The following is a 22668-nucleotide window of genomic DNA, read 5'->3' as shown; positions in this document are numbered from 1 at the left end:
ACACCGGCACGACCTGTACCGGCACTTCGATTATTCCCGTTGTCCCTCCGTCTACGCACGAACGACGGAAAGGATCTCCTTCACCAATGCCTCGACCTCACCGTCCGTGCGGGCCTCCACGTTGAGCCGCAGCAACGGCTCGGTGTTGGACGCGCGCAGGTTGAACCATGCGTTGTCGGGCAGGTCGACGGTGACACCGTCGAGCCGGTCGATCGACACCGCGCGGTCCTCGAACGCCGCGACGACGGCCTCGGTGCGCTCGGCGGCATCGGCGACCGTCGAGTTGATCTCGCCCGACGCCGCGTACCGGTTGTAGGAGCTCATCAGCTCGGAGAGCGGACCGTCCTGCGAGGCGAGTGCGGCGAGGACGTGCAGGGCCGCGAGCATGCCGGAGTCGGCACCCCAGAAGTCGCGGAAGTAGTAGTGCGCCGAGTGTTCCCCGCCGAAGACGGCACCGGTCTCGGCCATCTGCTGCTTGATGAACGAATGCCCGACCCGGGTGCGCACCGGCTTGCCGCCCTGCTCGGCGACGAGTTCGGGCACCACGCGCGAGGTGATGAGGTTGTGGATGATCGTCGAACCGGGTTCCTTGGCGAGTTCGCGGGCGGCGACGAGCGCCGTGACCGCGGACGGGGTGACCGGCTCGCCACGCTCGTCGACGACGAAGCAGCGGTCGGCGTCGCCGTCGAAGGCCAGACCCACGTCGGCGCCGGACTCGACGACCAGACGCTGGAGGTCGACGAGGTTGGCGGGGTCGAGGGGGTTGGCCTCGTGGTTCGGGAAGGTGCCGTCGAGTTCGAAGTACAGGGGCACGAGATCGACGGGCAGGGCGCCGAAGACGGCGGGGACGGTGTGGCCGCCCATGCCGTTGCCGGCGTCGACCGCCACCTTCAGCGGCCGCATCTCCGCGAGATCGACCAGGCCGCGGACGAACGAGGCGTAGTCCTCGAGGACGTCCTGCTCGGTGATGCTGCCGCGCTCGCCGTCGTAGGCGGGCACACCCTCGACGAGGTCGGCGGAGATCTGTGCCAGACCGGTGTCCTGGCCGACGGGCTTGGCACCGGCACGGCAGAGCTTGATGCCGTTGTACTTCGCGGGATTGTGGCTGGCGGTGAACATGGCGCCGGGTGCGTCGAGCAGGCCCGACGCGAAGTAGAGCTGGTCGGTGGATGCGAGGCCGATCAGCACCACGTCGAGCCCCTGGGCGGTGACCCCGTCGGCGAAGGCCTGCGAGAGCGAAGGGGACGAGGCGCGCATGTCGTGCCCGATCACCACACGGTCCGCGCTGCCCTCACTGCGCAACAGGCGTGCGAACGATGCTCCGACCTCGCGGACGAACTCTTCGTCGATCTGCTCTCCGACGACTCCCCGTACGTCGTAGGCCTTGATGACTGCTGACACCGACTCGGCAGCTCTCGCCACTGTATTAGCTCCTGAACTCGACTCGTGCGATGCCGTCCTCCGCGACATCGCACTCGCTCAGCCTAGTGCGAACGGCTCAGGACGTGGGATCGGGAAGAACACGCAGGTGGCCGCGTCGGCCGGTGCGTGCGGTGGGCGGCACGACGGCCCGTTGGGGTTCCTCGGCGTCGTCGTCGCTCGAGTCGGAACGGGAACGCTCCCCCAGGCCGGCCTCGCGTACGGCCTCGGCGAGGGCGGTCAGATCGTCCTCGTCGGGGGTGGCCGACGAGAACGCTCCCTCGTATCGGACGAGTTCCCAGCCCTTGGGTGCCGTGATGCGCGAACCGTGCATCTCGCAGAGATCCCACGAGTGCGGTTCCGCGACGGTCGCCAGGGGACCGACAACGGCAGTGGAGTCCGAGTACACGTAGGTCAGCGTCGCAACAGCAGGGTTCTTGCACCCAGGCCGGCAGCATCGACGCAGTGTTCTCACGACTGGGAGCGTAGCGCGCCGGACGCGCCAGGACTATTCGGACACACCGAAAGGGTGGAGCGATTTTCGTGTCGTAGTGTCCATGGCATGGTCCGCGCACGACGTTCCCGCCCTGTGTCGTCCCGTTCCGTGGCACGCCGCGGCAGGGGAATCCGCGGTCCCCTGTTCCCGCAGAGCCTGCCCGCGTGGAAGACACGCGCCGAGAAATTCGACCTGCTCGTCCTGGGGGCGTTCGCGCCGATCGACGCGCGCTGGCACGACCGCCTCACCAAGCTCGACATCGCCGTCGACGAGGTCCCGAAGATCCGGGCGCGCGACCCCGACTCGGTCAACTGGCCGGACGAGGTGGTTGCCGACGGGCCGGTGCCGCTGTCCCGGCTCGTGCCGGCGGGGATCGATCGACGAGGCGCTGCCACCCGGGCGCGGATCGTGTTGTTCCGCCGGCCTCTCGAGGTGCGCGCGAAGGATCCGGACGATCTGACGGATCTGGTGCACGACGTCCTCGTGCACCAGGTGGCCACCTATCTCGGCGTGGAGCCGGAAGTGGTGGATCCGACACTCGGTGAGGACGACGAGGACTGAAGAACCTTCCCGAAACATGACGAAGGCCGGGTTGCTCGTCCCCCACGGCCGCAACCCGACCTTCGTCGTCCGACTCGGTGTTTCACTCGGTCCCGTACTCCCCGTACCGGGCCGAACCCCTCGTCAGACTATTCCGCGCTTGAGGCGACGGCGTTCCCTCTCGGAAAGCCCGCCCCAGATACCGAACCGCTCGTCGTGGGCGAGTGCGTATTCGAGACAGTCGTCCCGGACCTCACACCCCATGCAGATGCGCTTGGCCTCTCTGGTGGAGCCACCCTTCTCGGGGAAGAATGCCTCCGGATCGGTCTGCGCACAGAGCGCACGCTCCTGCCACTGCTCCTCGCCATCCGCTGGGTCGCCGAATCCCGAGATCAAACTCAGGACGGGCACCCCGACGTCCGGGTAGTCACAGACAGCCTCGACTGCAGTATCGCTTCGAGTGAGCTCGAAGCTGTCGCGCTCGCCGGCCATTGTCCCTCCTCACCTGCAGCGCCGAATCATGACCGGGGATCAACCCGCTGCCACCCTTCGAATACTCGTTCGAATGCGGGTTCACCGCAAGGGATCTCGAATTCGATTATCGAATGACATGTATGTGATTAGACACTTCGGGTGTGTCGCGGTCAAGCGGAGCGGCGTTGTTCACATATCATCGGCCGCTTTGCCGAAACGCGTTTCGGACGGCGCGCGACCGGGTAGGCGACGCACCGCTTAGGCTTGGGCCGTGAATGTGACTGTATTGGTCGGAGGTGTCGGTGGGGCGCGTTTTCTCTCAGGTTTGCGCCGGCTTCTCGATATTTCCCCGGGCGTGGAGCCGAATCCGGACGCGGCACACCGCATCACCGCGATCGTCAACGTCGGCGACGACGTGTGGATGCACGGCCTGAGGATCTGTCCGGATCTCGACACCTGCATGTACACCCTCGGCGGTGGGATCGACACCGAACGCGGCTGGGGCCGCGCCGGTGAGACCTGGAACGCCAAGGAGGAACTCGCCGCCTACGGGGCGATCCCCGACTGGTTCGGTCTCGGCGACCGCGACATCGCCACCCACCTGATCCGGACGCAGATGCTGCGGACCGGCTATCCGCTCTCCGCGATCACCGAAGCGCTGTGCACGCGGTGGAAGCCGGGGGTGACCCTGCTGCCGGTCTCCGACGACCGCAGCGAGACCCACGTCGTCATCACCGATCCCGAGGACGGTGAACAGCGGGCCGTGCACTTCGAGGAATGGTGGGTCCGCCACCGCGCCCAGGTGCCGACCCACAGCTTCGCCCACATCGGCGCAGAAGAGGCCAAGCCGGCTCCCGGTGTGCTCGAGGCGATCGAGAACGCCGACGCCGTCGTCCTGGCTCCGTCGAACCCCGTTGTGAGCGTCGGGGCGATCCTCGCGATCCCCGGTATCCGCGGAGCGCTGCGCACCACCTCGGCGAAGGTCGTCGGCCTGTCCCCAGTCATCGACGGCAAGCCCCTGCGCGGCATGGCCGATGCGTGCCTGGACGTCATCGGAGTGGAGACCACCGCCGAGGCGGTCGGCCGGTACTACGGTGCCCGCTCGGGCACAGGCATTCTCGACGGCTGGCTCGTGCACTCGACCGACAGCGCCGAGGTGCCGGGCGTCGAGGTCCGATCCGTTCCCCTGCTCATGACCGACACCGACGCGACGGCCGAGATGGCCCGCGCCGCCCTCGACCTCGCCGGAGTGACCCTGTGATGCCGGACGCCGTCGCCGACCCCGCAGTGCGCGACCACGCGCCGGGCGGCCCGATCGAGATCCTGCCCGTCGCCGGACTTCCCGAGTTCCGGCCCGGCGACGACCTGGCCGCAGCCGTCGCTCAGGCCGCGCCGTGGCTGGCCGACGGGGACGTCCTCGTCGTCACCAGCAAGGTGGTCTCGAAGGTCGAGGGGCGGATCGTCGCCGCGCCCACCGATCCCGACGCCCGCGACGCGCTCCGCCGGCGCCTGGTGAACGAGGAAGCGGTGCGCGTGCTGGCACGCAAGGGCCGCACCCTCATCACCGAGAACAAGCTCGGCATCGTGCAGGCGGCCTCCGGCATCGACGGATCCAACGTCGACAGCGCCGAACTCGCGCTGCTGCCCGAGAACCCCGACGCGAGCGCAGCGGCACTCCGCGAACGGATCGGTGCGCTGCTCGGCGTCCGGGTCGCCGTGGTGGTCACCGACACCATGGGCCGCGCCTGGCGCAACGGCCAGACCGACGCCGCGATCGGCTCGTCCGGGCTTCCCGTCCTGCACGGCTACGCCGGCTCGCACGACTCGCAAGGCAACGAACTGCAGGTGACGTCCGTGGCGGTCGCCGACGAGATCGCCGCCGCAGGCGATCTGGTCAAGGGCAAGCTCGGCGGTGTGCCCGTCGCCGTGGTGCGCGGACTCGACCTGCCCGACGACGGATCCACCGCCCGCGCCCTGATCCGCAGCGGCGAGGACGACCTGTTCTGGCTCGGCACCGAGGAGGCCCTCGAACGCGGTCGGCGCGAGGCACTGCTGCTGCGCCGGTCCGTGCGGCAGTTCGCCTCCGAACCCGTCGATCCCGAGGATCTGCGCGAGGCGGTCGCCGAGGCCCTCACCGCACCCGCACCCCATCACACCCGCCCGGTGCGGTTCGTGTGGGTGCGCACCGAGCAGGTGCGGCGCCGGCTCCTCGACCGCATGCGCGACAGGTGGGCCGAGGATCTCCACGGCGACGGACTCGACCCGGTGGCCGTCGAACGCCGACTCTCCCGCGGCGCGATCCTCTACGACGCACCCGAGGTGATCGTCCCGTTCTGGGTGCCCGACGGCGCACACCACTATCCGGATGCGCGTCGCACCGCGGCGGAGGCGACGATGTTCACCGTCGCCGCCGGCGCCGCGGTGCAGGGTCTGCTCGTGTCCCTCGCCACCCGCGGGCTCGGAAGCTGCTGGATCGGTTCGACGATCTTCGCTCCCGAGGTGGTCCGCGAGGAACTCGGGCTTCCTGCCGAGTGGTCGCCGCTCGGGGCGGTCGCCGTCGGTTACCCGCTCATCGAACCGGAGCCGCGCGAACCCGCGGACCCGGGCGAAGCGCTCGTGGAGCTGTAGCCGTGTCGGCACGTTCCCTGCACGCCTCCGCGATCGACCGGCTCACCGCCTGGCGCACCGACTCCGAGGACGCCGAATCGCTGCGGCACACGATGCTGGCGTTCCTCGATTCTGCGCCCGACGGGTGCCTGCGCGACCACGTGCCCGGGCACATCACGGCGTCGTCGATCGTGCTCGACGTCGACCACCGCAACGTGTTGCTCACCCTGCATCCGCGGGTGGGGCGGTGGATCCAGCTCGGCGGTCACTGCGAGCCGTCGGACGAGACGGTCGTCGACGCGGCCCTGCGCGAGGCCACCGAGGAATCCGGCATCGCCGAGCTGGTGATCGATCCGGAACTGCTGTCGGCGCACACGCATCCGATCATGTGCTCCCTCGGGGTGCCCACCCGTCACCTCGACCTGCGGTTCCTGGTGACCGCACCCGTCGGTGCCCGGCCGGTGCGCAGCAACGAATCCACCGACCTGCAGTGGTGGCCCGTCGACGCGCTACCACCGGAGGCCGAGCACGAGACGATCGCGCACATGGTCCGGCTCGCCGCGGCCCGACGGGCCTGAGACGACGCGGCCCGACGGGCCTGAAACGACGCGGCCCGACGGGCCTGAAACGACCACGCTCGTCCCGGCGGGTCGCCGGGACGAGCGTGAGGTCGGAACCGGCCGTGAGGTCAGAACCGGACAGGGCCGAGTTCGGGGTATTTCGGGGTGATGCCGTCGCCGGAGGACACCCCGCGCAGCCGCCGGCCCACCCAGGGGACGAGGAACTCGCGCATCCACGCACGGTCTGCGGCGCGTTCCTGGGCCCGTGTGAGGACGGGCGCCTCGTCGAACTCCACCGGTCCGAGACCGTGTGCGACGCCCAGCAGGTCGAGCACGCGGATCGCCATGTTGTGGTGGCCGGCCGCGGACATGTGGAGCCGGTCGAAGTCCCACATGCGCAGATCGCGGTACTCGTCGAACCGCCAGAAGTCGACGATGGTCGCCCCGTGCCGGTCGGCGATCGCCCGGACGAGTTCGTTGTACACGGCCCAGCGGCCGCGCAGCATCCCGAAGACCGGTGCCCAGCTGCCGTCGTAGGCCGTCCACATCAGGATGCGGGCGCCGGTCGCGGCGAGCTTGCCGATCGCCTCGTCGTACTCGGCCGCGAGCGCGTCGAGGTCGAGCTTCGGACGCATGAGGTTGTTGCCGCCGGCATAGATCGTCACGAGATCGGGACGCATCGCCACGGCGGTCTCGAGCTGCTCGTCGACGATCGGTCGCAGCAACCGGCCCCGGATGGCGAGGTTCGCGTACGCGAAGTTCTCCGAGTGCCGCGCCAGCTCACCGGCGACGAGATCGGCCCAGCCGCGCAGCCCGTTGGGACGCGACGGATCCGGATCGCCGACTCCCTCGGTGAACGAATCACCGAGGGCCACATACCGTTCGAAGCTCACTTCGTCCTCTCGACTCAGACGTCGGTACTGAAGCGGATGCCGCCGTCGGGGATCTTCACCCCGGGCCACACCCGCGCACCGCGCAACAGCTCACACCGGGCACCGATGTCGGCGCCGTCGCCGATCACGCCGTCGCGGATCAGGGCGCGCGGACCGACCCGCACACCGAAACCGATGATGGTCCGCTCGATCACCGCACCCGCCTCGACCCGTGCGCCGTCGAAGATCACCGCGCCGTCCAGGCGGGCGCCGGCACCGATCTCCGCGCCGCGGCCGACGACCGTGCCGCCGATCAGCAGTGCGCCGGGAGCGACGGAGGCACCCGGATGCACGAGCGACTCGCCGCGCTGCGGCGGAAGCGCCGGCGACGGGGCGATACCGCGGACCAGATCGGCCGAGCCGCGGACGAAGTCCTCCGGGGTGCCCATGTCGCGCCAGTAGGCGGCGTCGACATGGCCGTAGACCTTCTTGCCCTCGGTCAGCAGCGCCGGGAACACCTCGCGCTCCACCGAGACCGGGCGGCCCTCGGGGATCTGCTCGATGATCTCGCGGCGGAAGACGTAGCAACCGGCGTTGATCTGATCGGTCGGCGGATCCTGGGTCTTCTCGAGGAAGGCGGTCACCCGGCCGTCCTCGTCGGTCGGCACACAGCCGAAGGCACGCGGATCGCTCACCCGCACCAGGTGCAGGGTCACATCCGCTTCCGTACGCACGTGGGTGTCGAGCACGGCGCCGAGATCGGTGCCACCGAGCACGTCGCCGTTGAAGACCATGACGTTGTCGGCGCGCAGCTTCGGCAGCACATTGCGGATACCACCGCCGGTGCCGAGCGGCTCGGTCTCGGTGACGTACTCGATCTCGAGGCCGAAGTCGGACCCGTCGGCGAAGTACTCCTCGAAGACCTCGGCCTTGAACGAGGTGCCGAGCACGACGTGCTTGATGCCCGCCTCACGGATCCGCGCGAGCAGGTGGGTGAGGAAGGGCACCCCCGCGGTGGGCAGCATCGGCTTGGGTGCCGACAGCGTCAACGGCCGTAGCCGCGTGCCCTGTCCGCCGACCAGAATCACCGCATCGGTGTGCGGTGCCGAATCACTCGTCATCGTCTCCCCTGTTCACTGTCGTGCCGACCGGAATGTTCTGGTCGGTCCTCCCGTTCCGACGCTCCCGCACGGCCGCCGCGACCGCCACTCGCGATCGCACCGCGAGCCCGGCCCGCAACGCCCACCGCAGCGGTGCCTGCCACCCGTGGGGGTGACGGTCCGCCTGGAAGCGGTAGGCACTCTCATGATGTGCCGGAAGCATCAGTTCGGGGTGCCGTCCGGCCGCGTGGCCCTTGGCGTGCGTGACCACCGCGGACGGCACGTACACGTTGAGCCAGCCCGCTCGTCCGAGCCGGTCGCCCAGGTCCACGTCCTCCATGTACATGAAGTATCGCGAATCGAAGCCGTCGATCGAATCGAAGGCGGCGCGCCGCAGCAGCAGGCACGATCCGGACAGCCAGCCCACGGGGCGTTCGCTGATCTCCTCGTTCTCCTGGCGGTAGCGGCGCGTCCACGGATTGGCCGGCCAGACGGTGCCGAGCAGCGCGTGACCGGCACCGGAGGCGAGGGTGGGGACGGTGCGCGCCGAGGGGTAGACGCTTCCGTCGGGTTCGTGGATCAGCGGCCCGAGCGAACCGGCGCGGGGCCAGCGACGCGCCGCGTCGAGCATCTCGTCGAGCGAACCGGGGTGCCACCGGACGTCCGGGTTCGCGACGACGACGAACTCCGCGGACGGGTCGACCTCGGCGACCGCGCGGTTGATCGCACCGCCGTAACCGATGTTCCCGCCGGTCCGGAGCAGTCGCACGTTCTCGTGTGCCGCCTCGGCGGCCTCGGGAGCACCGTCGGTCGAACCGTTGTCGGCCAGGATCACCTGCGTCGGCAGAACGGTCGCGGAGGTGAGCGAGGTGAGAAAGTTCTCGAGGTGCTCTCCGGGCGAGTAGGTCACCGTCACCACGGCCAGCGTCGATTCCACGCCGGTCACCTTAGCGACCTCGACGGTGTGCGACACCTCACGGGCCGCTTCGTCGGATGTCATCGTGCAGGCGGCACGACTCCGTCACCGGCGATCGCCTCGTGCAGTGCCTCCCGCCACGGACGGAAGGGTGTCAGGCCGGCGCCGATCCATGCGCTGTCGTCGAGCACCGAGTAGGCGGGCCGGGGCGCGGGGCGGACGAACTCGTCGCTGCTGCACGGGTGCACCCGCTCCGGATCGGCGCCGATCTCCTCGAAGACCGCTCGGGCGAGGTCGAACCACGTCGCTTCCCCGGCGTTGGTCGCGTGCAGGATCCCACCGGGGATGCCGTCGGCGCGGGAGGCGAGTTCGAGCAGGCCGTCCGCCAGGTCGCGGGCATAGGTGGGGCAACCACGCTGGTCGTCGACGACGCGCAGGGTCTCGCGTTCGCCCTCGAGTCGACGCATGGTCGCGACGAAGTCGCTGCCGTCGCCCGTGTACACCCAGGCGGTGCGCACGACGTGCGCGGTGGGCAGCGCCTCCAGCACCGCTCTTTCACCTGCGAGTTTGGTGCGTCCGTAGGCCGTGCGCGGGCCGGTCGGCGCGTCCACCCGGTACGGCTCGCTCGCGTCGCCGGCGAAGACGTAGTCGGTGGAGACATGGACGAGACGGGCACCCTTGTCGGCGCAGACGGCGGCCAACACGCCCGGGCCCGTGCCGTTCACCACAGCAGCCCGGTCCTCGTCGGTCTCGGCCGCGTCGACGGCGGTGTACGCGGCGGCGTTGATCACCACGGATCCCGGTTCGACCGCGGCGGCCACGGCCTGCGGATCGGTGATGTCCACCTCGGACGATCCGACACCGCGGATCGGTATCCCCGCCGCGGTGCCGCGGTTCACGAGATGACGGCCGAGCTGGCCACGGGCTCCGGTGACGAGAACGCTACGCACTCGGAGAAGTCTGGCACGCCGGAGTGGTGCGCGCCGGGCGAGCGTCCCCACCAGTAGCCTTCAACCGAGAGCTACATACACAGACCCCGTACCACCCACAGGAGGAGTACCAGGTGCCGCCAGAGCCGCGTCGCCGCACCGGCCGACGTCCCGATCCGACGGGACGTCGCACCCGCGCGGGCGATCCGACAGCTGCCGACGGCAGGTACGGGTCGGATCCCGGTCCCCGGCAGTCCCGGCGTTCCGCCCGGCGCGAGCCCCCCTCGCGCAGCCCCGGAGCACCGGCGGAGGCGCGGGTGTACAGCGGCAGGCCGTGGCAGATCGCCGTCGCGATCGCGGCGTGCCTGGTGCTGGTCGTCACCGGTGTGGCGTGGCGCAGCGTCGACGCGCTGCAGTCGTCGCTGGCCTCGGTCCGCGGCCTGGCCCTCGGCGACGGCGAGGACGGCGCCGTCGACATCCTGCTGGTGGGCACGGACAGCCGCACCGACGCGCACGGCAATCCCCTCTCCCAGCGCGAGCTCGACGCGTTGCGCGCGGGTGAGGAAGTAGCGAACAACACCGACACGATCATCCTGATCCGCGTACCGAACGACGGCCGGTCTGCCACCGCGATGTCGATCCCCCGCGACACCTACGTCGAGGTGCCCGAGATCGGGATGTCGAAGATCAACGCGGCCTACGGCGCCACGAAGGCGAACCGGCGCGCCGAGCTCGTCGAAGCGGACGCCGACGCGACCGAGGCCGAACTCGAGAAGGAATCGACCCAGGCAGGCCGGGAGGCGCTCATCGAGTCGGTCGCCGACCTGACGGGTGTGACGGTCGACCACTACGCCGAGGTCGGACTCCTCGGCTTCGTGCTGCTCACCGACGCCGTCGGCGGTGTCGACGTGTGCCTGAACGCACCGGTCGACGAGCCGCTGTCGGGTGCCCGTTTCGATGCCGGTGAGCAGACCCTGCAGGGTTCGGACGCACTGAGCTTCGTCCGCCAGCGTCACGACCTGCCGCGCGGCGATCTCGACCGGATCGTGCGGCAGCAGGTGTTCATGGCGTCGCTGGCACAGAAGGTGCTCAGCGCCAAGACGTTGTCCAACCCGTCGAAGGTGAGTCAGCTGACCGCCGCGGTGCAGCGTTCGGTGGTGCTCGACTCCGATTGGGACATCATGGCGCTCGCGACGCAGTTGCAGGGCCTCGCCGGTGGCGACGTGACCTTCTCGACGATCCCGGTGCAGGACATCAACGCGATGACCGACTACGGCGAGTCGGTCGTGCAGGTCGATCCGGACGAGGTGCGCTCCTTCGTCGCCGAGTTGATCGGCCGCGAACCGGACGGCAGCGAGACCACCTCGACCCCGGTGCCCGCTCCCGACATCGACGCGTCGACCGTCACGGTCGACGTCGCGAACGCCGGATCCGTGTCCGGCCTGGCCTCCCAGGTCTCCACGGCTCTGTCCGAGGAGGGCTACGTCGAGGGCGAGGTGGGCAACTACACCGGTTCCGGTGTGGGCACGTCGACGGTCTTCGGTGCCGACGAGGACTCCGACGAGACCCGCGCGGTGGCCGCGGCGCTCGGTGGTCTCGCCACCGAGTCCGATCCCTCGCTCCCGGCCGGCACCGTGCGGGTCGTGCTCGCCGGCGACTACACCGGCCCCGGCTCGTCGTCGTACTCCGGTTCGTCCACCGCCGCATCCGCCTCCGACATCGGCGTGAGCCCGGCCGGTGGCACCGCCACCCCGGCTCCCGCCGCACCGCCCATCGATGCGGGCTCCGACGGCCCGCGCTGCGTGAACTGACACCTGTGTGAACCGACAGTCGCGCGAACAGAATCCGAGAAGAAGGACATCGTGACCACCCTGACCGACGCACTGCTCGACCCGATCCTCGCCGAAGATCCGGCGGGTCCGCGGATCACCTGGTACGACGACGCGACCGGCGCGCGGATCGAACTGTCGGCGCTCACCCTCGCCAACTGGGCTGCCAAGACGGCCAATATGATTCGCGACCAGTTCGGAGTCCTTCCGGGAGGTCGGGTGGCGGTGCTGCTTCCCGCCCACTGGCAGAGCGCCGCGGTCCTGCTGGGCGTGTGGTGGGCAGGGGCCGAGGTCGTCCTCGACGCCGACCCGGATGCCGATCTCGCTCTCGTCACCCCCGACCGGTTGGACGAGGTCGACACGGTTGCCGAGGTCGCGGCGTTGTCGCTCGACGCCTTCGGTGCCCCCGTGCGCGACCTGCCGCCCGGGATCACGGACTATGCGACGGACGTGCGGATGCACGGCGACCAGTTCCGATCCTCCGGTGCGGGCGACGCGGTGCTCGCCGGACGTTCACAGTCGGACGTGCTCGCTGCCGCCACGGAGTCGGCGTCGGCGGCGGGTATCGGCACCGGCGAGCGCGTGTTGTCGTCCCGGTCCTGGTCTCAGCCCGACGATCTCGTCGCCGGACTGCTCGCGGTGCTCGCGGCCCGGGCGTCGCTGGTGCAGGTGAGCAATCCCGACCCGGAGGCCACCGAACGCCGCGTCGCGAGCGAGAAGATCACGGTTCGTCTGGACGGGTGATCCCGCGCTCCGCGCGGTAGCCGCCGTCGGCGAGTCCCGCCTCGATCTCGAACCTGTTGCGGGACCCCGGGTTGCGGAGTTCCTCCCACAGATAGCGCGCCGCGAAGCCGATGCCGTAGCGGGCCCACTGGTCGACGTGGATCGCCTCGTGCCGCAACAGCCGGCGCGGCGGGGCCTTCCGGGTGAGGAAGACCCCGCCGACGGTGGTGCCGCCGCGCGCGAACCCACCACGCATTCCGGTGGCGACGTAGAGGCCGTACTCGTGATCGAATGTCACGGTGCCGCCCCACATCCGGGCCCAGCACAACGCCAGCATCGTCACGACCCGCACGGCGGGCACTCCACGCGCTGCCCGGGTCGCACGATCGGGCATCCCTCTCGCCACGAACCGAGTCTACCGACCCGACCGCACCACGACCTCAGCCCGCCGCGGCGGCGACCGGCGACACCCTGCTCGCACGTTGCGCCGGGATCAGCGAGGCGATCACGCCGGCACCGCCACCGGCGAGGACGATGCCTGCGAGCTGCCACCAGGGAACCGATCCCAGGCCGACATGCTCCGCCCCGATCACCGACGCGGTTCCGGCCGTCCCGAGCAGCAGTCCCAGAGCCACGCCCAGGACGGACGCCACGCCCGCGATGATCAGCGCCTCGCGGACGAGCACGCTCCGCACCCCCGCCCGCGACAGGCCGACTGCCCGCAGCACCGCGTTCTCCCGGCGCCGCTCGAGCACCGACAACGCCATCGTGTTGCCCACCCCGATCAACGCGATCACCACGGCCACCGACAACAGCCCGCCGACGATCATCAGCATGGTATCGAGGACCTTCTCGAACATCTGACGCGTCTGCACCGCGCCCTCGACGGTGCTACCGGGGAACGCCGTCGCGGCGACTCGGGAGACCTCGTCGGAGACCGCAGCGAGATCGGCGTCGGACAACCCGTCGTCCAGCTTCAACCACACCGTGTCCGCCGCGGAACGAGCTAGCGCACTCAGATCACCGATGTCCATCAGGTCCGGGCCACCACGTTCGGTGGTCGCGACCGTCAATGCGCGCGTACCGACTTCGCCGCCGACCGTCACGATCTCGCCGTCGCCCACCCCCAACTCGGCGGCGAGAGACTCCTCGAGCACGATCGTTCCCGGTTCCGGCAATCGGAGGTCTGCGCGGACGGTGGACGCCGCCGATCGCGCGTCGAGACCGAGCACCGAGAACTCCGTGTCCGCGACGGTGACCGAACCCGTCGCGACCTCGACACCCGACCGGACGCCGTCGATCGCCGTCAATCGCTCGGCCGCACCGGCCGGAACCGCACCCGGCGCAGCCACCACGAGGTCCACCGGCAGGTTCTCGTCGAGGAGGTCGGGGGCGCCGGCCTTCAGAGTGCCGATGCCGACGACCAGAGTCGAGGTGAGAGTGACACCGATGAACAGGGCCGTCGCGGTCGAGGCCGTGCGTCGCGGAGCCCGGCGGACATTGCCCGCCGCCAGTGCCGCGACGGGACCGCCGAACCGGGCCAGCGCATCCCCGACCGTTCCCACCGCAGCCGGCACCATCCGGCGGGAGGCGAGGATCGTCCCGACGAAGAGCAGCAATCCGCCGGGGCACGCGAGGAGCACGTTGGCGGTCGCGACTCCGAGGACGAGCAGTGCCGCTCCCATCGTGATCGCTCCTGCTGCGCAGATGCGGCGGAGCCGGGAATCCGAGACCGGTTCGGGCTGCGTCTCGAGTGGTTGCAGCGCTGCGAGCGCGGGGACCCGGGTCGATGCGCGCGCCGCACCGTTCGCGGCGACCACCGTCATCACGCTTCCGAGAACGAGGCCCAGCAGGATCGTCGCGGGGGTCACCGAGACCGATGTCAGGGGCAGCGGGACGTCCGCTGCCCGGGCGAGAGCGACGACCGCCGCGGCGAAACCGCATCCGGCCAGCACCCCGAGGACAGCCGAGACGAAGCCGACGACGAGCGCTTCACCGCGCACACTGCGGCGCACCTGCGCGGCGGTGACGCCGACACAGCGCATGAGCGCGAGCTCGCGGGTCCGGGCGGCCAGCAGCACCGCGAAGGTGTTCGCGATCACGAGTCCGGCGACGACCACGGCGATGGCGGCGAAGCACAGCAGGATGTTGCGCAGCAACGCGATGTCGCCGACGTAGGAATCGGCGACCCGGGTGGCCCGATCGGCACCCGACATCACCTCGGCCTCCGGTACCAGCGCCGCGACGACGTCCCGCACTGCGGAAGCGTCTCCCGTGACACGGATCTCCCAGTCCGTGACCTCCCCCGTCCACGAACGCACCGGTCCGGAATCGGCGAAGATCGTGCGCGAATCGAGTGCGAGAGGGGAACCGCCGAGGTCGACGGTGCCCACCACTTCGACGGTCGCGGGCACCGTCGCACCGAGCACGTCGCCGATCGTCATCGAATCGCCGATCGCCCGGCCCGACGACGAACCGACGAGAACCTCGCCGGGGCCCTCCGGCCACCGGCCGTCCTGCAGTTGCTGCCAGCGCAGGCCGTCGTCGGATGCGATCGACACGGCCTCCCCGGTACCGGATCCCCCGGCCGCGTCGGTCACGATCACCGGACCGGACACGTCCAACGCGGTCGTTTCCACACCGGGGAGTGCGACGATCTCGGCGAACAGGTCGTCGGGCTCCGTATCCGATCCACCTTCGGTGACCACGGTTGCCACCCCCTCGTAGCGGGCGGCGGTGGACTTCGTGATCGAAGAATCGACGGTATCGCCGAGCACGAGAGTGGTCACGACGAAGGCCACCGCGACGAGCACTGCGAGCACCGACGCGACGTACCGGCCTCGGTTGGCGCGGGCCTGCGCGAGAACGAGATGTCTCATCGGACCGACACCGCCACACTCGACATGCGCAGTCCGCGCATCGCGTCGATCACGGAATCCGCTGTGGGGTGCAGGATCTCACCGGCGAGTCGACCGTCGGCCAGCAGCACCACTCGATCGGAGTACGACGCGGCGACCGGATCGTGCGTCACCATCACCACGGTCTGCCCGGTCTCTCGCACACTCGAACGGAGCATCGAGAGCACTTCGGCGCCGGACTGCGAATCGAGATTGCCGGTGGGCTCGTCCGCGAAGATCACGTCGGGTTGCGGCAGAAGCGCGCGGGCCACCGCGACACGCTGCTGTTGACCACCCGACATCTCGTGCGGTCGGTGATCGAGACGGTCGGCGAGGCCGAGGCGACCGGTGACCTCGTCGAACCAGGCTGCCGAAGGGCCGGTGCCGGCGAGCCGCATCGGCAGGAGCATGTTGTCGCGGGCGGTCAGGACCGGCAGCAGGTTGAATGCCTGGAACACGAAACCGATGCGGTCGCGGCGCAATCCGGTGAGGACGGAGTCGGAGGCCGCACCGATCTCCACGTCGTCGCGACGGCCGTCACCGTGGAGGACGACGCGCCCTGCGTCGATGTCGTCGAGGCCTGCGAGTGCGTGCATGAGAGTCGATTTGCCCGATCCGGACGGGCCCATGATCGCGGTGAACCGGCCGCGTTCGAAGGTGACGGACACGCCGTCGAGGGCGCGCACCTCGGCGTCGCCGCGTCCGTAGACACGCACGACGTTCTCGGCGGAGCAGGCCGGGACGAAAGAACTGGTCGAAGTCATACCATCGACCGTAGAAATTCTGCGGCGCAGGAACATCGGAGAACAGGGCGATCTTCCCTCAACCCGCGTCATACCCCGGTAGGACACGCTCGGTCCGGGGTCCGCCCGCGGTCCTACTCTCCCGTGCCGAGCAATTCGTCGGGGCGGACGAGCCCGGCCCGGAACGCGAACAGCACGGCCTGCACCCGATCGCGCGAACCGGTCTTCGCGAGAACCCGGCCCACATGGGTCTTCACCGTGGCCGCCGACAGCACGAAGCGTTCGGCGATCTCCCCGTTCGTCAACCCGTGTGCCATCGCGACGAGCACCTCGAGTTCGCGGGGGGTGAGGTCCTCGGGCAGCTCCACACGCCGCGCAGGGGAATCACCGCCGAGCAGTGGCGAAACATGCTGCAGCAGACGACGTGTCGCACGCGGCGCCATGACGGCGTCGCCGCGGTGAACGGTGCGGACCGCGGAGAGCAGGTCCTCGGGAGGGGCGTCCTTGAGCAGAAACCCACTGGCACCGGCAGCGATGGCCTGCACCACGTACTCGTCGTTGTCGAAGGTGGTGAGCACCACGACCTTCGGTGCATCCGGATCACGAAGCAGGGTGCGAGTCGCCGAAATCCCGTCGAGGTGGGGCATCTGGACGTCCATGAGCACGACGTCCGCATGCACCCGCCCGAGTACCGCGATGGCAGCTTCGCCGTCGGATGCCTCGGTGACCACCTCGATGTCGGGCTGCGATTCGAGCACCATGCGAAAACCCGCTCGTACGAGTTGCTGGTCGTCGACGAGTGCGACGCGGATGGGAGCGGCGGATTCGGTCACGTCCGTCACCCTATGTGGGGAGTTCTGCGCAGACACGATAGCCACCGCCCTGCCGGGGGCCGGCGTCGGCGCGGCCACCGTGCAGCCGAGCCCGTTCCTCGATGCCCGTCAGCCCCTGTCCGCCGGGTCGCGCCTCCACCAGTGCTGCGGCCCCACGGCCGTCGTCGACGATCTCCACGACGATGCGGTCGCTGTGCCACCGGAGTGTGACCTCGGCGTGCGCGCGAGGTCCGGCATGCTTGAGGACGTTCGTGAGGGACTCCTGCACGATCCGGTAGATCGACAGGCCGAGCCCTTCGGGCACCGCACAGGGCTCGCCGGCGACCGACAGTGTCACCTCGAGCCCGCTCGCCCGGATCCCGTCGACGAGCACCGGCACGTCGTCGACGCCCGGAGTGGTGGTGAACTCACGTGGCGAATCCTCGCGCAGCACCGACAGCAGTGAACGCATATCCGTGAGCGCGCGTCGACCGGTTTCGGAGATCGTACCGAGGACGTCGGCCGCGGTCTGCGGGTTCGCCGCGGCCGCGTATCGTCCGCCGTCGGCCTGCGCGATGATCGCGGTGAGGGAATGAGCGACGATGTCGTGCATCTCCCGGGCGATCCGGGTGCGTTCCTGCGTCGCTGCGAGTTCCGCTTCCTTGAGACGCTCGAGTTCGAGCAGCCGATTACGTTCGGTCAGGGCGTCCATCTCCCGCAGCCGCAATCCGCGCATCCGGCCGAACGCCCACACGCCGGCGACGAACATCGCGACAAGCACCGCCGAGGTCACCGTGGCGAACACCGTGCGACCCTCGTACTGGTCGAAGTACCGCGCACCTGCTGCGGCACCGCCGACGACTCCCAGCACCAGTCCGGCGTTCGCGGCCCAGCGCGGCGCGTAGGCGGCGAGCGCGTACACCGCCGCCGGGACCGCGAACGCCGCGACGGCATTCATCGCGGGAAGGACCACCAGATGCGTGTAGGCGGCCACGGCGACTGCCCCACCGGCGATGACGGGACGCGTGCGCCGCCATGCCAGTGGCACCGTCATGGCGAGCGCGATGGCCGTCCCCGGAAGGCCGTAGTCGTCGACGGTCCCGGTCAGCCCTACGAAGACGAGCAGACCGGCAAGCGTCGCATCGATCGCCCATATGTGGGCACGACTCCAGCGATGCCACCGCTCGACGAGAGGCATCTCGGGCTCCGTCAGCCGAGCAGTTTCTGCCGCAGCGCCTCGTCCTTCTCGAGCACCATCTGCTCGAGACCCGCCTGGAACTTCTCCATCTGCTCGCGCAGCGCCGGGTCGGAGGCGCCGAGGATGCGCGCGGCGAGCAGACCCGCGTTGCGGGCGCCGCCGATCGAGACGGTGGCGACGGGGACACCGGCGGGCATCTGCACGATCGACAGCAGCGAATCCATGCCGTCGAGGTACTTGAGCGGCACCGGGACACCGATGACCGGCAGCGGGGTCGCCGAGGCGACCATGCCGGGCAGGTGGGCGGCGCCGCCGGCGCCCGCGATGATGACCTTGATCCCGCGACCGGCGGCGTCCCTGGCGTAGTCGAGCATCCGCTGCGGCGTGCGGTGCGCCGAGACGACACCCACCTCGAAGCGGATCCCGAACTCGACCAGCGCCTCGGCCGCGGCCTGCATGGTCGGCCAGTCCGAGTCGCTGCCCATGATCAGACCGACCTGCGCACCCTGTGCCACGTCACTCACCGCTTTCTCCCGTGTGTTCGTTCCAACCGTCGGTCCACACCGCGTGCGAGAGCCAGTGCGCCGCGCGTTCCGCGCGTTCGCGCACGGCGGCGACGTACTCCGGATCGTCGATCGATCCGGACGGCGCACCGAGCACGTTGACGTGGCCGATCTTGCGGTCCTTGCGCTCGCCCTTGCCGTAGAGGTGCACGTGCACGTCGGGCATCCGGGCGAACAGGTGGTGCAGCCGCTCGTCCATGCTCATCGCCGGTGCCTCGGGCGCGCCGAGCACGTTCGCCATCACCGTCACCGGCGCGATCGGGCTCGTATCGCCGAGCGGGTAGTCGAGCACGGCGCGCAGGTGCTGTTCGAACTGGCCGGTGCGGGCACCGTCCATGCCCCAGTGACCGGAGTTGTGCGGACGCATCGCCAGTTCGTTGACGATCAGCTCACCGGAGCGCGTCTCGAACAGCTCGACCGCCATCACACCGACGACGCCGAGCTCTCCGGCGATGCGCAGCGCGAGCTGCTCGGCCGCGGTGGCGACGTCCTCGGGCAGGTTCGGGGCGGGTGCGATGACGACGGCGCACTGGCCGTCGCGCTGGACGGTCTCGACGACCGGCCACGACGCGCCCTGGCCGAACGGGGACCGCGCGACCATCGCCGACAGCTCGCGCGTCCACTCGACCTTCTCCTCCGCGAGGAGCGGGACACCGGCGGCGAGCTGATCGGCGACGACCCTTTCGAGTTCGGCGTGGTCGTCGAGGATCCACACGCCGCGGCCGTCGTAACCGCCGCGTGCAGCCTTGAGCACGTACGGATCGCCGAGCGCGTCGAGGGCGGCGCGGGCGTCCTCGACGGAGGTGATCTCCGCGAACTTCGGCATCGGTGCGCCGAGCTCACCGAGCCGCTTGCGCATCGCGATCTTGTCCTGGGCGTAGATCAGGGCCTGCGGGGGCGGCAGCACGGCGACGCCTTCGCGCTGCAGGACCTCGAGATGTTCGGTCGGAACACCCTCGTGGTCGAACGTGAGTGCGTGCGCACCGGTCGCGGCGCGACGGAGGGCGTCGAGGTCGTCGTGGCTGCCGAGCACCACGTTCGGGCTGACCTGCGCGGCGGGTTCGTCGGCGCTCCCGGCGAGGACGCGGAGTGTCTGACCGAGCGCGATCGCCGCCTGATGGGTCATCCGCGCGAGCTGTCCACCACCGATCATCGTGACGACCGGCATGCCCGTCGTCAGAGTGCGGGGCGTGTCGGATCTGGGGGACGATTCAGGTCTGCCTGTCACGGCTGTCCATGGTGTCACAGCATGTCGTGACGTCGTTCCGCTGCTCCCCCGCCGAGCGTCGAGGGACCTCTCACCGACCCGCGCGGCGTGTGGGGATGCCGACATGTGTGGTCGGGTTTCGGAAATTCACCTCTTCGTTTCGTACACTTCTCCAAGTGACAATCGTCGATGAAGCGTTGAGCAGAGTTCCCCAGCCTTTCCGGGGGCTGTTGCTCCGGCATCGCGAATTGATCAAATTCGCCATCGTCGGCGGCACCACCTTCGTGATCGACTCGGCGATCTTCTACACGCTCAAGCTCACAGTTCTGTCCGAGAAGCCGGTGACCGCCAAGATCATCGCCGGTGTCGTCGCGGTGATCTGCTCGTACATCCTCAACCGCGAATGGTCCTTCCGTAATCGCGGCGGTCGCGAGCGCGCCCACGAGGCGTTCCTGTTCTTCTTCGTCAGCGGTATCGGCGTCGTGCTCTCGTTCATCCCGTTGTGGATCTCGAGTTACGTCTTCGACCTGCGCGTACCCGAGGTGAGCCTCGCGACGGAGAACATCGCCGACTTCGTCAGCGCGTACATCATCGGCAACCTGCTGCAGATGATCTTCCGCTTCTACTGCTTCAAGAAGTTCGTCTTCCCGGAGGAGATGGTCCCGGACGCTCCCCTGGGCGAGCCCAGCGAGCAGCTCGACCGGTCCTGACGGGAAGAAGGTCTAGCGAGGTTCGCGCGTGCCGGTCGGCGTGTAGGCGTCCCGATCGCGGGGCGCGCCGAGGAACAGCGCGAACAGTGCCGGCCGGCGCCGCTGCAGTTCGAGGCGACCACCGTCCGCCTCCGCGAGAGCGCGCGCGAGCGCCAGTCCCACCCCGGTCGACCCGCCGCCGGAGAAGCCGCGGTCGAAGACGTACGGCGCGACCTCGTCGCCTACGCCCTCCCCCTCGTCGGCCACCTCGACGCACACGGTGACGTCGCCGCGGGTCGCGACCTGCCGCACCGAGACAGTGCACGTGCCGCCTCCGTGCACGAGCGCGTTGTCGACCAGCACCGCCACCGCCTCACGCAACCGCGAACCGGTCACCGCCGCCCGCAACGACGGATCGCCGCGCAACACCAGTTCCCGTCCCGCCTCCTCGTAGGGGCCGCGCCAGTCGGCGACGACACCGGTGAGTTCGCCGACCACCGAGACGTCGGTGCGCTGGTCGGCACTGCTGTCGCGGGACTGGCGCACGAGACCGTCGATCGCGGTGGTCAGCCGGTCCACCTGCGCCATGGCCGCCTCGGCCTCCTCCACCACAGCAGGATCGTCGTGGGTGGACAGCTCGTCGAGCCGCAGCCGGATCGCGGTCATACGGGAGCGGAGTTGGTGCGAGACGTCGCCGACGAGCGCGTGCTCGCGCTGCAGGCGGTGCGAGATCTCGACGGCGGCCGAATCCAGTACGTCGGAGACGCGATCGAGTTCGGGGATACCGTGCCGGCGGGCCACCGGGCGGAAGTCGCCCTCGGCGAGACGGGCCGCCCGGTTCGCCACGTCGCGCAGCGGGTCGGCGAGTCGTCGAGCGGTCGCCACCGCGACCAGCGCCCCGGCCGCGACGGACAGCAGCACCAGCAGGCTCACCGCGGCGAGCACCTGCTGCTGCAGCGTCCGCATGCTCTCCGAGGGCACCTCGATGAGCAGCGAGCCGGACGTCCCCATCGACAGCGACTCGACGATCGACGCCCCGAGCACCGGCGTGCCGATGTCCAGCCGCGCCGCGACGTTCTCGGGTGTCGGGTAGACCACGACGGCCCGCCCGTCGGTGGGGACGAGCAGGCGCAGGGAACTCGTGTCGAGACCACCGACGACGAATCCGTCGGTGCCCTCCTGGGCGATGATCTCGTCGGCCATGCGCTCGAGCCGGTTCTGCAGGTCGCGGCGGGCGGTGTCCTCGACGAACAGGAACGCCGTGTAGGCCAGCGGAATGCCGAGCAACAGCGCGACGAGCAGCACGGTCGCCAGGACGGCGTTGAGGATGCGGCTGCGCACGCCGGAGACGCTAGTCGGTGTTCAGCCGGAAACCGACACCGCGCACCGTGGCGATGCGACGTTCCCCTGCCGGTCCCTCGTCGCCGATCTTGCGGCGCAGCCACGACATGTGCATGTCGAGCGTCTTCGAACCACGCAGGTCGGCGTCGCCCCACACCTCCTCGAGGATCGCGTCGCGGGAGACGACCTGCCCCGCGTGCTCGAGCAGCACGCGCAGGAGTTCGTACTCCTTGTTGGCGAGCGTCACCTCGGAGCCGTCCACGAGGACACGGCGCGCGGCGCGTTCGAGCCGGATCCCGGCGACGTCCACGATGTCGTCGTTCTCCGGGCCGCCGCGCCTGCGCAACAGCGCGCGCACGCGCGCCATGAGCTCGGCGAGACGGAACGGTTTGCCGACGTAGTCGTCGGCGCCGGCATCGAGACCGACGACGAAGTCGACCTCGTCGGTGCGGGCGGTGAGCATGAGCACGGCCAGATCGGAGCGGCTCGCCCGGATCTGGCGACACACCTCGAGTCCGTCCATCCCGGGCAGACCGAGGTCGAGGATGAGCAGTTCGAACCTGCCCGACAGTGCCTGTTCGAGCGCGGCCGGACCGTTGTCCTCGACGGTCACGTCGTACCCTTCGCGTCCCAGCGCGCGGGACAGCGGTGCAGCGATTGCGTCGTCGTCTTCGGCGAGTAGAACGGCAGTCACCACGCCAGCCTACGGATCGGGGTTCGCTTTGTCGGGATTACCGGCGGGTCGTGTCGGCA

The 22668-nt window shown here is 69.7% G+C and carries 23 protein-coding genes; 7 read left to right on the top strand and 16 right to left on the bottom strand.

Annotated elements, in window-relative coordinates; translation table 11 throughout:
* Positions 1 to 51 precede the first annotated feature (51 nt).
* Positions 52 to 1422, bottom strand: a complete 1371-nt coding sequence (locus ACWPOC_RS20165) for a phosphomannomutase/phosphoglucomutase (RefSeq protein ID WP_024101508.1) — start codon at positions 1420 to 1422, stop codon at positions 52 to 54.
* A 76-nt stretch (positions 1423 to 1498) separates the two neighbouring features.
* Positions 1499 to 1894, bottom strand: a complete 396-nt coding sequence (locus ACWPOC_RS20160) for a DUF3499 domain-containing protein (RefSeq protein WP_172414905.1) — start codon at positions 1892 to 1894, stop codon at positions 1499 to 1501.
* Positions 1895 to 1981: 87 nt separating this feature from the next.
* Between ACWPOC_RS20160 and ACWPOC_RS20155 the strand changes: the two genes are divergently transcribed.
* Complete coding sequence (locus ACWPOC_RS20155) at positions 1982 to 2476, top strand: metallopeptidase family protein (protein ID WP_059382262.1); 495 nt, start codon at positions 1982 to 1984, stop codon at positions 2474 to 2476.
* Positions 2477 to 2599: 123 nt separating this feature from the next.
* On the opposite strand, the gene ACWPOC_RS20150 is transcribed toward ACWPOC_RS20155, so the two are convergent.
* Positions 2600 to 2866: a WhiB family transcriptional regulator gene (locus tag ACWPOC_RS20150; RefSeq protein ID WP_167388378.1), complete on the bottom strand. Its 267-nt coding sequence runs from the start codon at positions 2864 to 2866 to the stop codon at positions 2600 to 2602.
* 334 nt (positions 2867 to 3200) lie between these two features.
* Here ACWPOC_RS20150 and cofD point away from each other — a divergent pair, with 334 nt between their 5' ends.
* Genes cofD through ACWPOC_RS20135 form a run of 3 tightly spaced genes read left to right on the top strand, consistent with a single transcriptional unit; the run spans position 3201 to position 6114 of the window.
* A complete protein-coding gene (gene cofD, locus ACWPOC_RS20145; protein ID WP_085468524.1) occupies positions 3201 to 4190 on the top strand; it encodes a 2-phospho-L-lactate transferase in 990 nt (329 codons plus the stop codon).
* Positions 4190 to 5557 carry a coenzyme F420-0:L-glutamate ligase gene (locus ACWPOC_RS20140; protein WP_229579377.1) on the top strand — a complete coding sequence of 456 codons (1368 nt, stop codon included), beginning with the start codon at positions 4190 to 4192 and terminating at the stop codon, positions 5555 to 5557. Before cofD ends, ACWPOC_RS20140 begins: the two co-directional genes overlap by 1 nt.
* A 2-nt stretch (positions 5558 to 5559) precedes the next feature.
* Positions 5560 to 6114 (top strand): NUDIX hydrolase, encoded by a 555-nt coding sequence (locus tag ACWPOC_RS20135; protein ID WP_120279864.1) that lies wholly within the window; start codon positions 5560 to 5562, stop codon positions 6112 to 6114.
* Between the two features lie 110 nt (positions 6115 to 6224).
* Here the strand turns inward: ACWPOC_RS20135 and ACWPOC_RS20130 are convergent, their stop codons facing one another.
* The 4 genes from ACWPOC_RS20130 to rfbD are packed head-to-tail and all read right to left on the bottom strand — an operon-like array spanning position 6225 to position 9934.
* On the bottom strand, positions 6225 to 6989 hold the full coding sequence (locus tag ACWPOC_RS20130) for an SGNH/GDSL hydrolase family protein (RefSeq protein WP_120279865.1): 765 nt from the start codon (positions 6987 to 6989) through the stop codon (positions 6225 to 6227).
* Between the two features lie 14 nt (positions 6990 to 7003).
* Positions 7004 to 8089 carry a mannose-1-phosphate guanylyltransferase gene (manB, locus tag ACWPOC_RS20125; RefSeq protein WP_059382268.1) on the bottom strand — a complete coding sequence of 362 codons (1086 nt, stop codon included), beginning with the start codon at positions 8087 to 8089 and terminating at the stop codon, positions 7004 to 7006.
* Complete coding sequence (locus tag ACWPOC_RS20120; protein ID WP_120283531.1) at positions 8079 to 9005, bottom strand: glycosyltransferase family 2 protein; 927 nt, start codon at positions 9003 to 9005, stop codon at positions 8079 to 8081. Before ACWPOC_RS20120 ends, manB begins: the two co-directional genes overlap by 11 nt.
* Before the next feature lie 59 nt (positions 9006 to 9064).
* Positions 9065 to 9934 (bottom strand): dTDP-4-dehydrorhamnose reductase, encoded by an 870-nt coding sequence (gene rfbD / locus ACWPOC_RS20115; protein WP_120279866.1) that lies wholly within the window; start codon positions 9932 to 9934, stop codon positions 9065 to 9067.
* 296 nt (positions 9935 to 10230) lie between these two features.
* Between rfbD and ACWPOC_RS20110 the strand changes: the two genes are divergently transcribed.
* Both ACWPOC_RS20110 and ACWPOC_RS20105 read left to right on the top strand, forming a co-directional pair.
* A complete protein-coding gene (locus ACWPOC_RS20110) occupies positions 10231 to 11724 on the top strand; it encodes an LCP family protein (protein WP_120279867.1) in 1494 nt (497 codons plus the stop codon).
* Positions 11725 to 11775: 51 nt separating this feature from the next.
* Positions 11776 to 12486 (top strand): TIGR03089 family protein, encoded by a 711-nt coding sequence (locus ACWPOC_RS20105; RefSeq protein ID WP_120279868.1) that lies wholly within the window; start codon positions 11776 to 11778, stop codon positions 12484 to 12486.
* Here the strand turns inward: ACWPOC_RS20105 and ACWPOC_RS20100 are convergent.
* The 7 genes from ACWPOC_RS20100 to ACWPOC_RS20070 form a co-directional block, all read right to left on the bottom strand.
* Positions 12464 to 12859: a hypothetical protein gene (locus ACWPOC_RS20100; RefSeq protein ID WP_120279869.1), complete on the bottom strand. Its 396-nt coding sequence runs from the start codon at positions 12857 to 12859 to the stop codon at positions 12464 to 12466. The genes ACWPOC_RS20105 and ACWPOC_RS20100 overlap by 23 nt on opposite strands.
* Positions 12860 to 12905: 46 nt before the next feature.
* Positions 12906 to 15344: an ABC transporter permease gene (locus ACWPOC_RS20095; RefSeq protein ID WP_455409228.1), complete on the bottom strand. Its 2439-nt coding sequence runs from the start codon at positions 15342 to 15344 to the stop codon at positions 12906 to 12908.
* Complete coding sequence (locus ACWPOC_RS20090) at positions 15341 to 16126, bottom strand: ABC transporter ATP-binding protein (RefSeq protein WP_230823954.1); 786 nt, start codon at positions 16124 to 16126, stop codon at positions 15341 to 15343. The genes ACWPOC_RS20095 and ACWPOC_RS20090 overlap by 4 nt, the downstream gene beginning before the upstream one ends.
* Before the next feature lie 113 nt (positions 16127 to 16239).
* Positions 16240 to 16938, bottom strand: a complete 699-nt coding sequence (locus tag ACWPOC_RS20085; RefSeq protein ID WP_120283533.1) for a response regulator transcription factor — start codon at positions 16936 to 16938, stop codon at positions 16240 to 16242.
* A gap of 10 nt (positions 16939 to 16948) precedes the next feature.
* Positions 16949 to 18115 carry a sensor histidine kinase gene (locus ACWPOC_RS20080; RefSeq protein WP_455409227.1) on the bottom strand — a complete coding sequence of 389 codons (1167 nt, stop codon included), beginning with the start codon at positions 18113 to 18115 and terminating at the stop codon, positions 16949 to 16951.
* Between the two features lie 11 nt (positions 18116 to 18126).
* On the bottom strand, positions 18127 to 18639 hold the full coding sequence (gene purE / locus ACWPOC_RS20075; protein WP_016694898.1) for a 5-(carboxyamino)imidazole ribonucleotide mutase: 513 nt from the start codon (positions 18637 to 18639) through the stop codon (positions 18127 to 18129).
* A complete protein-coding gene (locus tag ACWPOC_RS20070) occupies positions 18632 to 19906 on the bottom strand; it encodes a 5-(carboxyamino)imidazole ribonucleotide synthase (protein WP_159417873.1) in 1275 nt (424 codons plus the stop codon). Before ACWPOC_RS20070 ends, purE begins: the two co-directional genes overlap by 8 nt.
* 155 nt (positions 19907 to 20061) lie before the next feature.
* Here ACWPOC_RS20070 and ACWPOC_RS20065 point away from each other — a divergent pair, with 155 nt between their 5' ends.
* Positions 20062 to 20595: a GtrA family protein gene (locus tag ACWPOC_RS20065; protein ID WP_024101520.1), complete on the top strand. Its 534-nt coding sequence runs from the start codon at positions 20062 to 20064 to the stop codon at positions 20593 to 20595.
* Positions 20596 to 20607: 12 nt separating this feature from the next.
* Here the strand turns inward: ACWPOC_RS20065 and ACWPOC_RS20060 are convergent, their stop codons facing one another.
* Positions 20608 to 21915: a sensor histidine kinase gene (locus ACWPOC_RS20060; RefSeq protein ID WP_455409226.1), complete on the bottom strand. Its 1308-nt coding sequence runs from the start codon at positions 21913 to 21915 to the stop codon at positions 20608 to 20610.
* Positions 21916 to 21925: 10 nt separating this feature from the next.
* On the bottom strand, positions 21926 to 22609 hold the full coding sequence (locus ACWPOC_RS20055; protein ID WP_024101522.1) for a response regulator transcription factor: 684 nt from the start codon (positions 22607 to 22609) through the stop codon (positions 21926 to 21928).
* Between the last annotated feature and the right edge of the window lie 59 nt (positions 22610 to 22668).

It is taken from the genome of Rhodococcus sp. 5G237 (assembly GCF_053764735.1).
The sequence above is the reverse complement of the archived record's forward strand: the minus strand, read 5'-3'. Positions and strand labels throughout refer to the sequence as shown.

Excerpts from the sequence above, each read along its gene's own strand:
- ACWPOC_RS20140 (WP_229579377.1), top strand. The coding sequence starts at position 4,190 with ATGCCGGACGCCGTCGCCGACCCCGCAGTGCGCGACCACGCGCCGGGC.
- ACWPOC_RS20155 (WP_059382262.1), top strand. The coding sequence starts at position 1,982 with ATGGTCCGCGCACGACGTTCCCGCCCTGTGTCGTCCCGTTCCGTGGCA.
- ACWPOC_RS20090 (WP_230823954.1), bottom strand. The coding sequence starts at position 16,126 with ATGACTTCGACCAGTTCTTTCGTCCCGGCCTGCTCCGCCGAGAACGTC.
- ACWPOC_RS20095 (WP_455409228.1), bottom strand. The coding sequence starts at position 15,344 with ATGAGACATCTCGTTCTCGCGCAGGCCCGCGCCAACCGAGGCCGGTAC.
- manB (WP_059382268.1), bottom strand. The coding sequence starts at position 8,089 with ATGACGAGTGATTCGGCACCGCACACCGATGCGGTGATTCTGGTCGGC.
- ACWPOC_RS20100 (WP_120279869.1), bottom strand. The coding sequence starts at position 12,859 with ATGCCCGATCGTGCGACCCGGGCAGCGCGTGGAGTGCCCGCCGTGCGG.
- ACWPOC_RS20080 (WP_455409227.1), bottom strand. The coding sequence starts at position 18,115 with ATGCCTCTCGTCGAGCGGTGGCATCGCTGGAGTCGTGCCCACATATGG.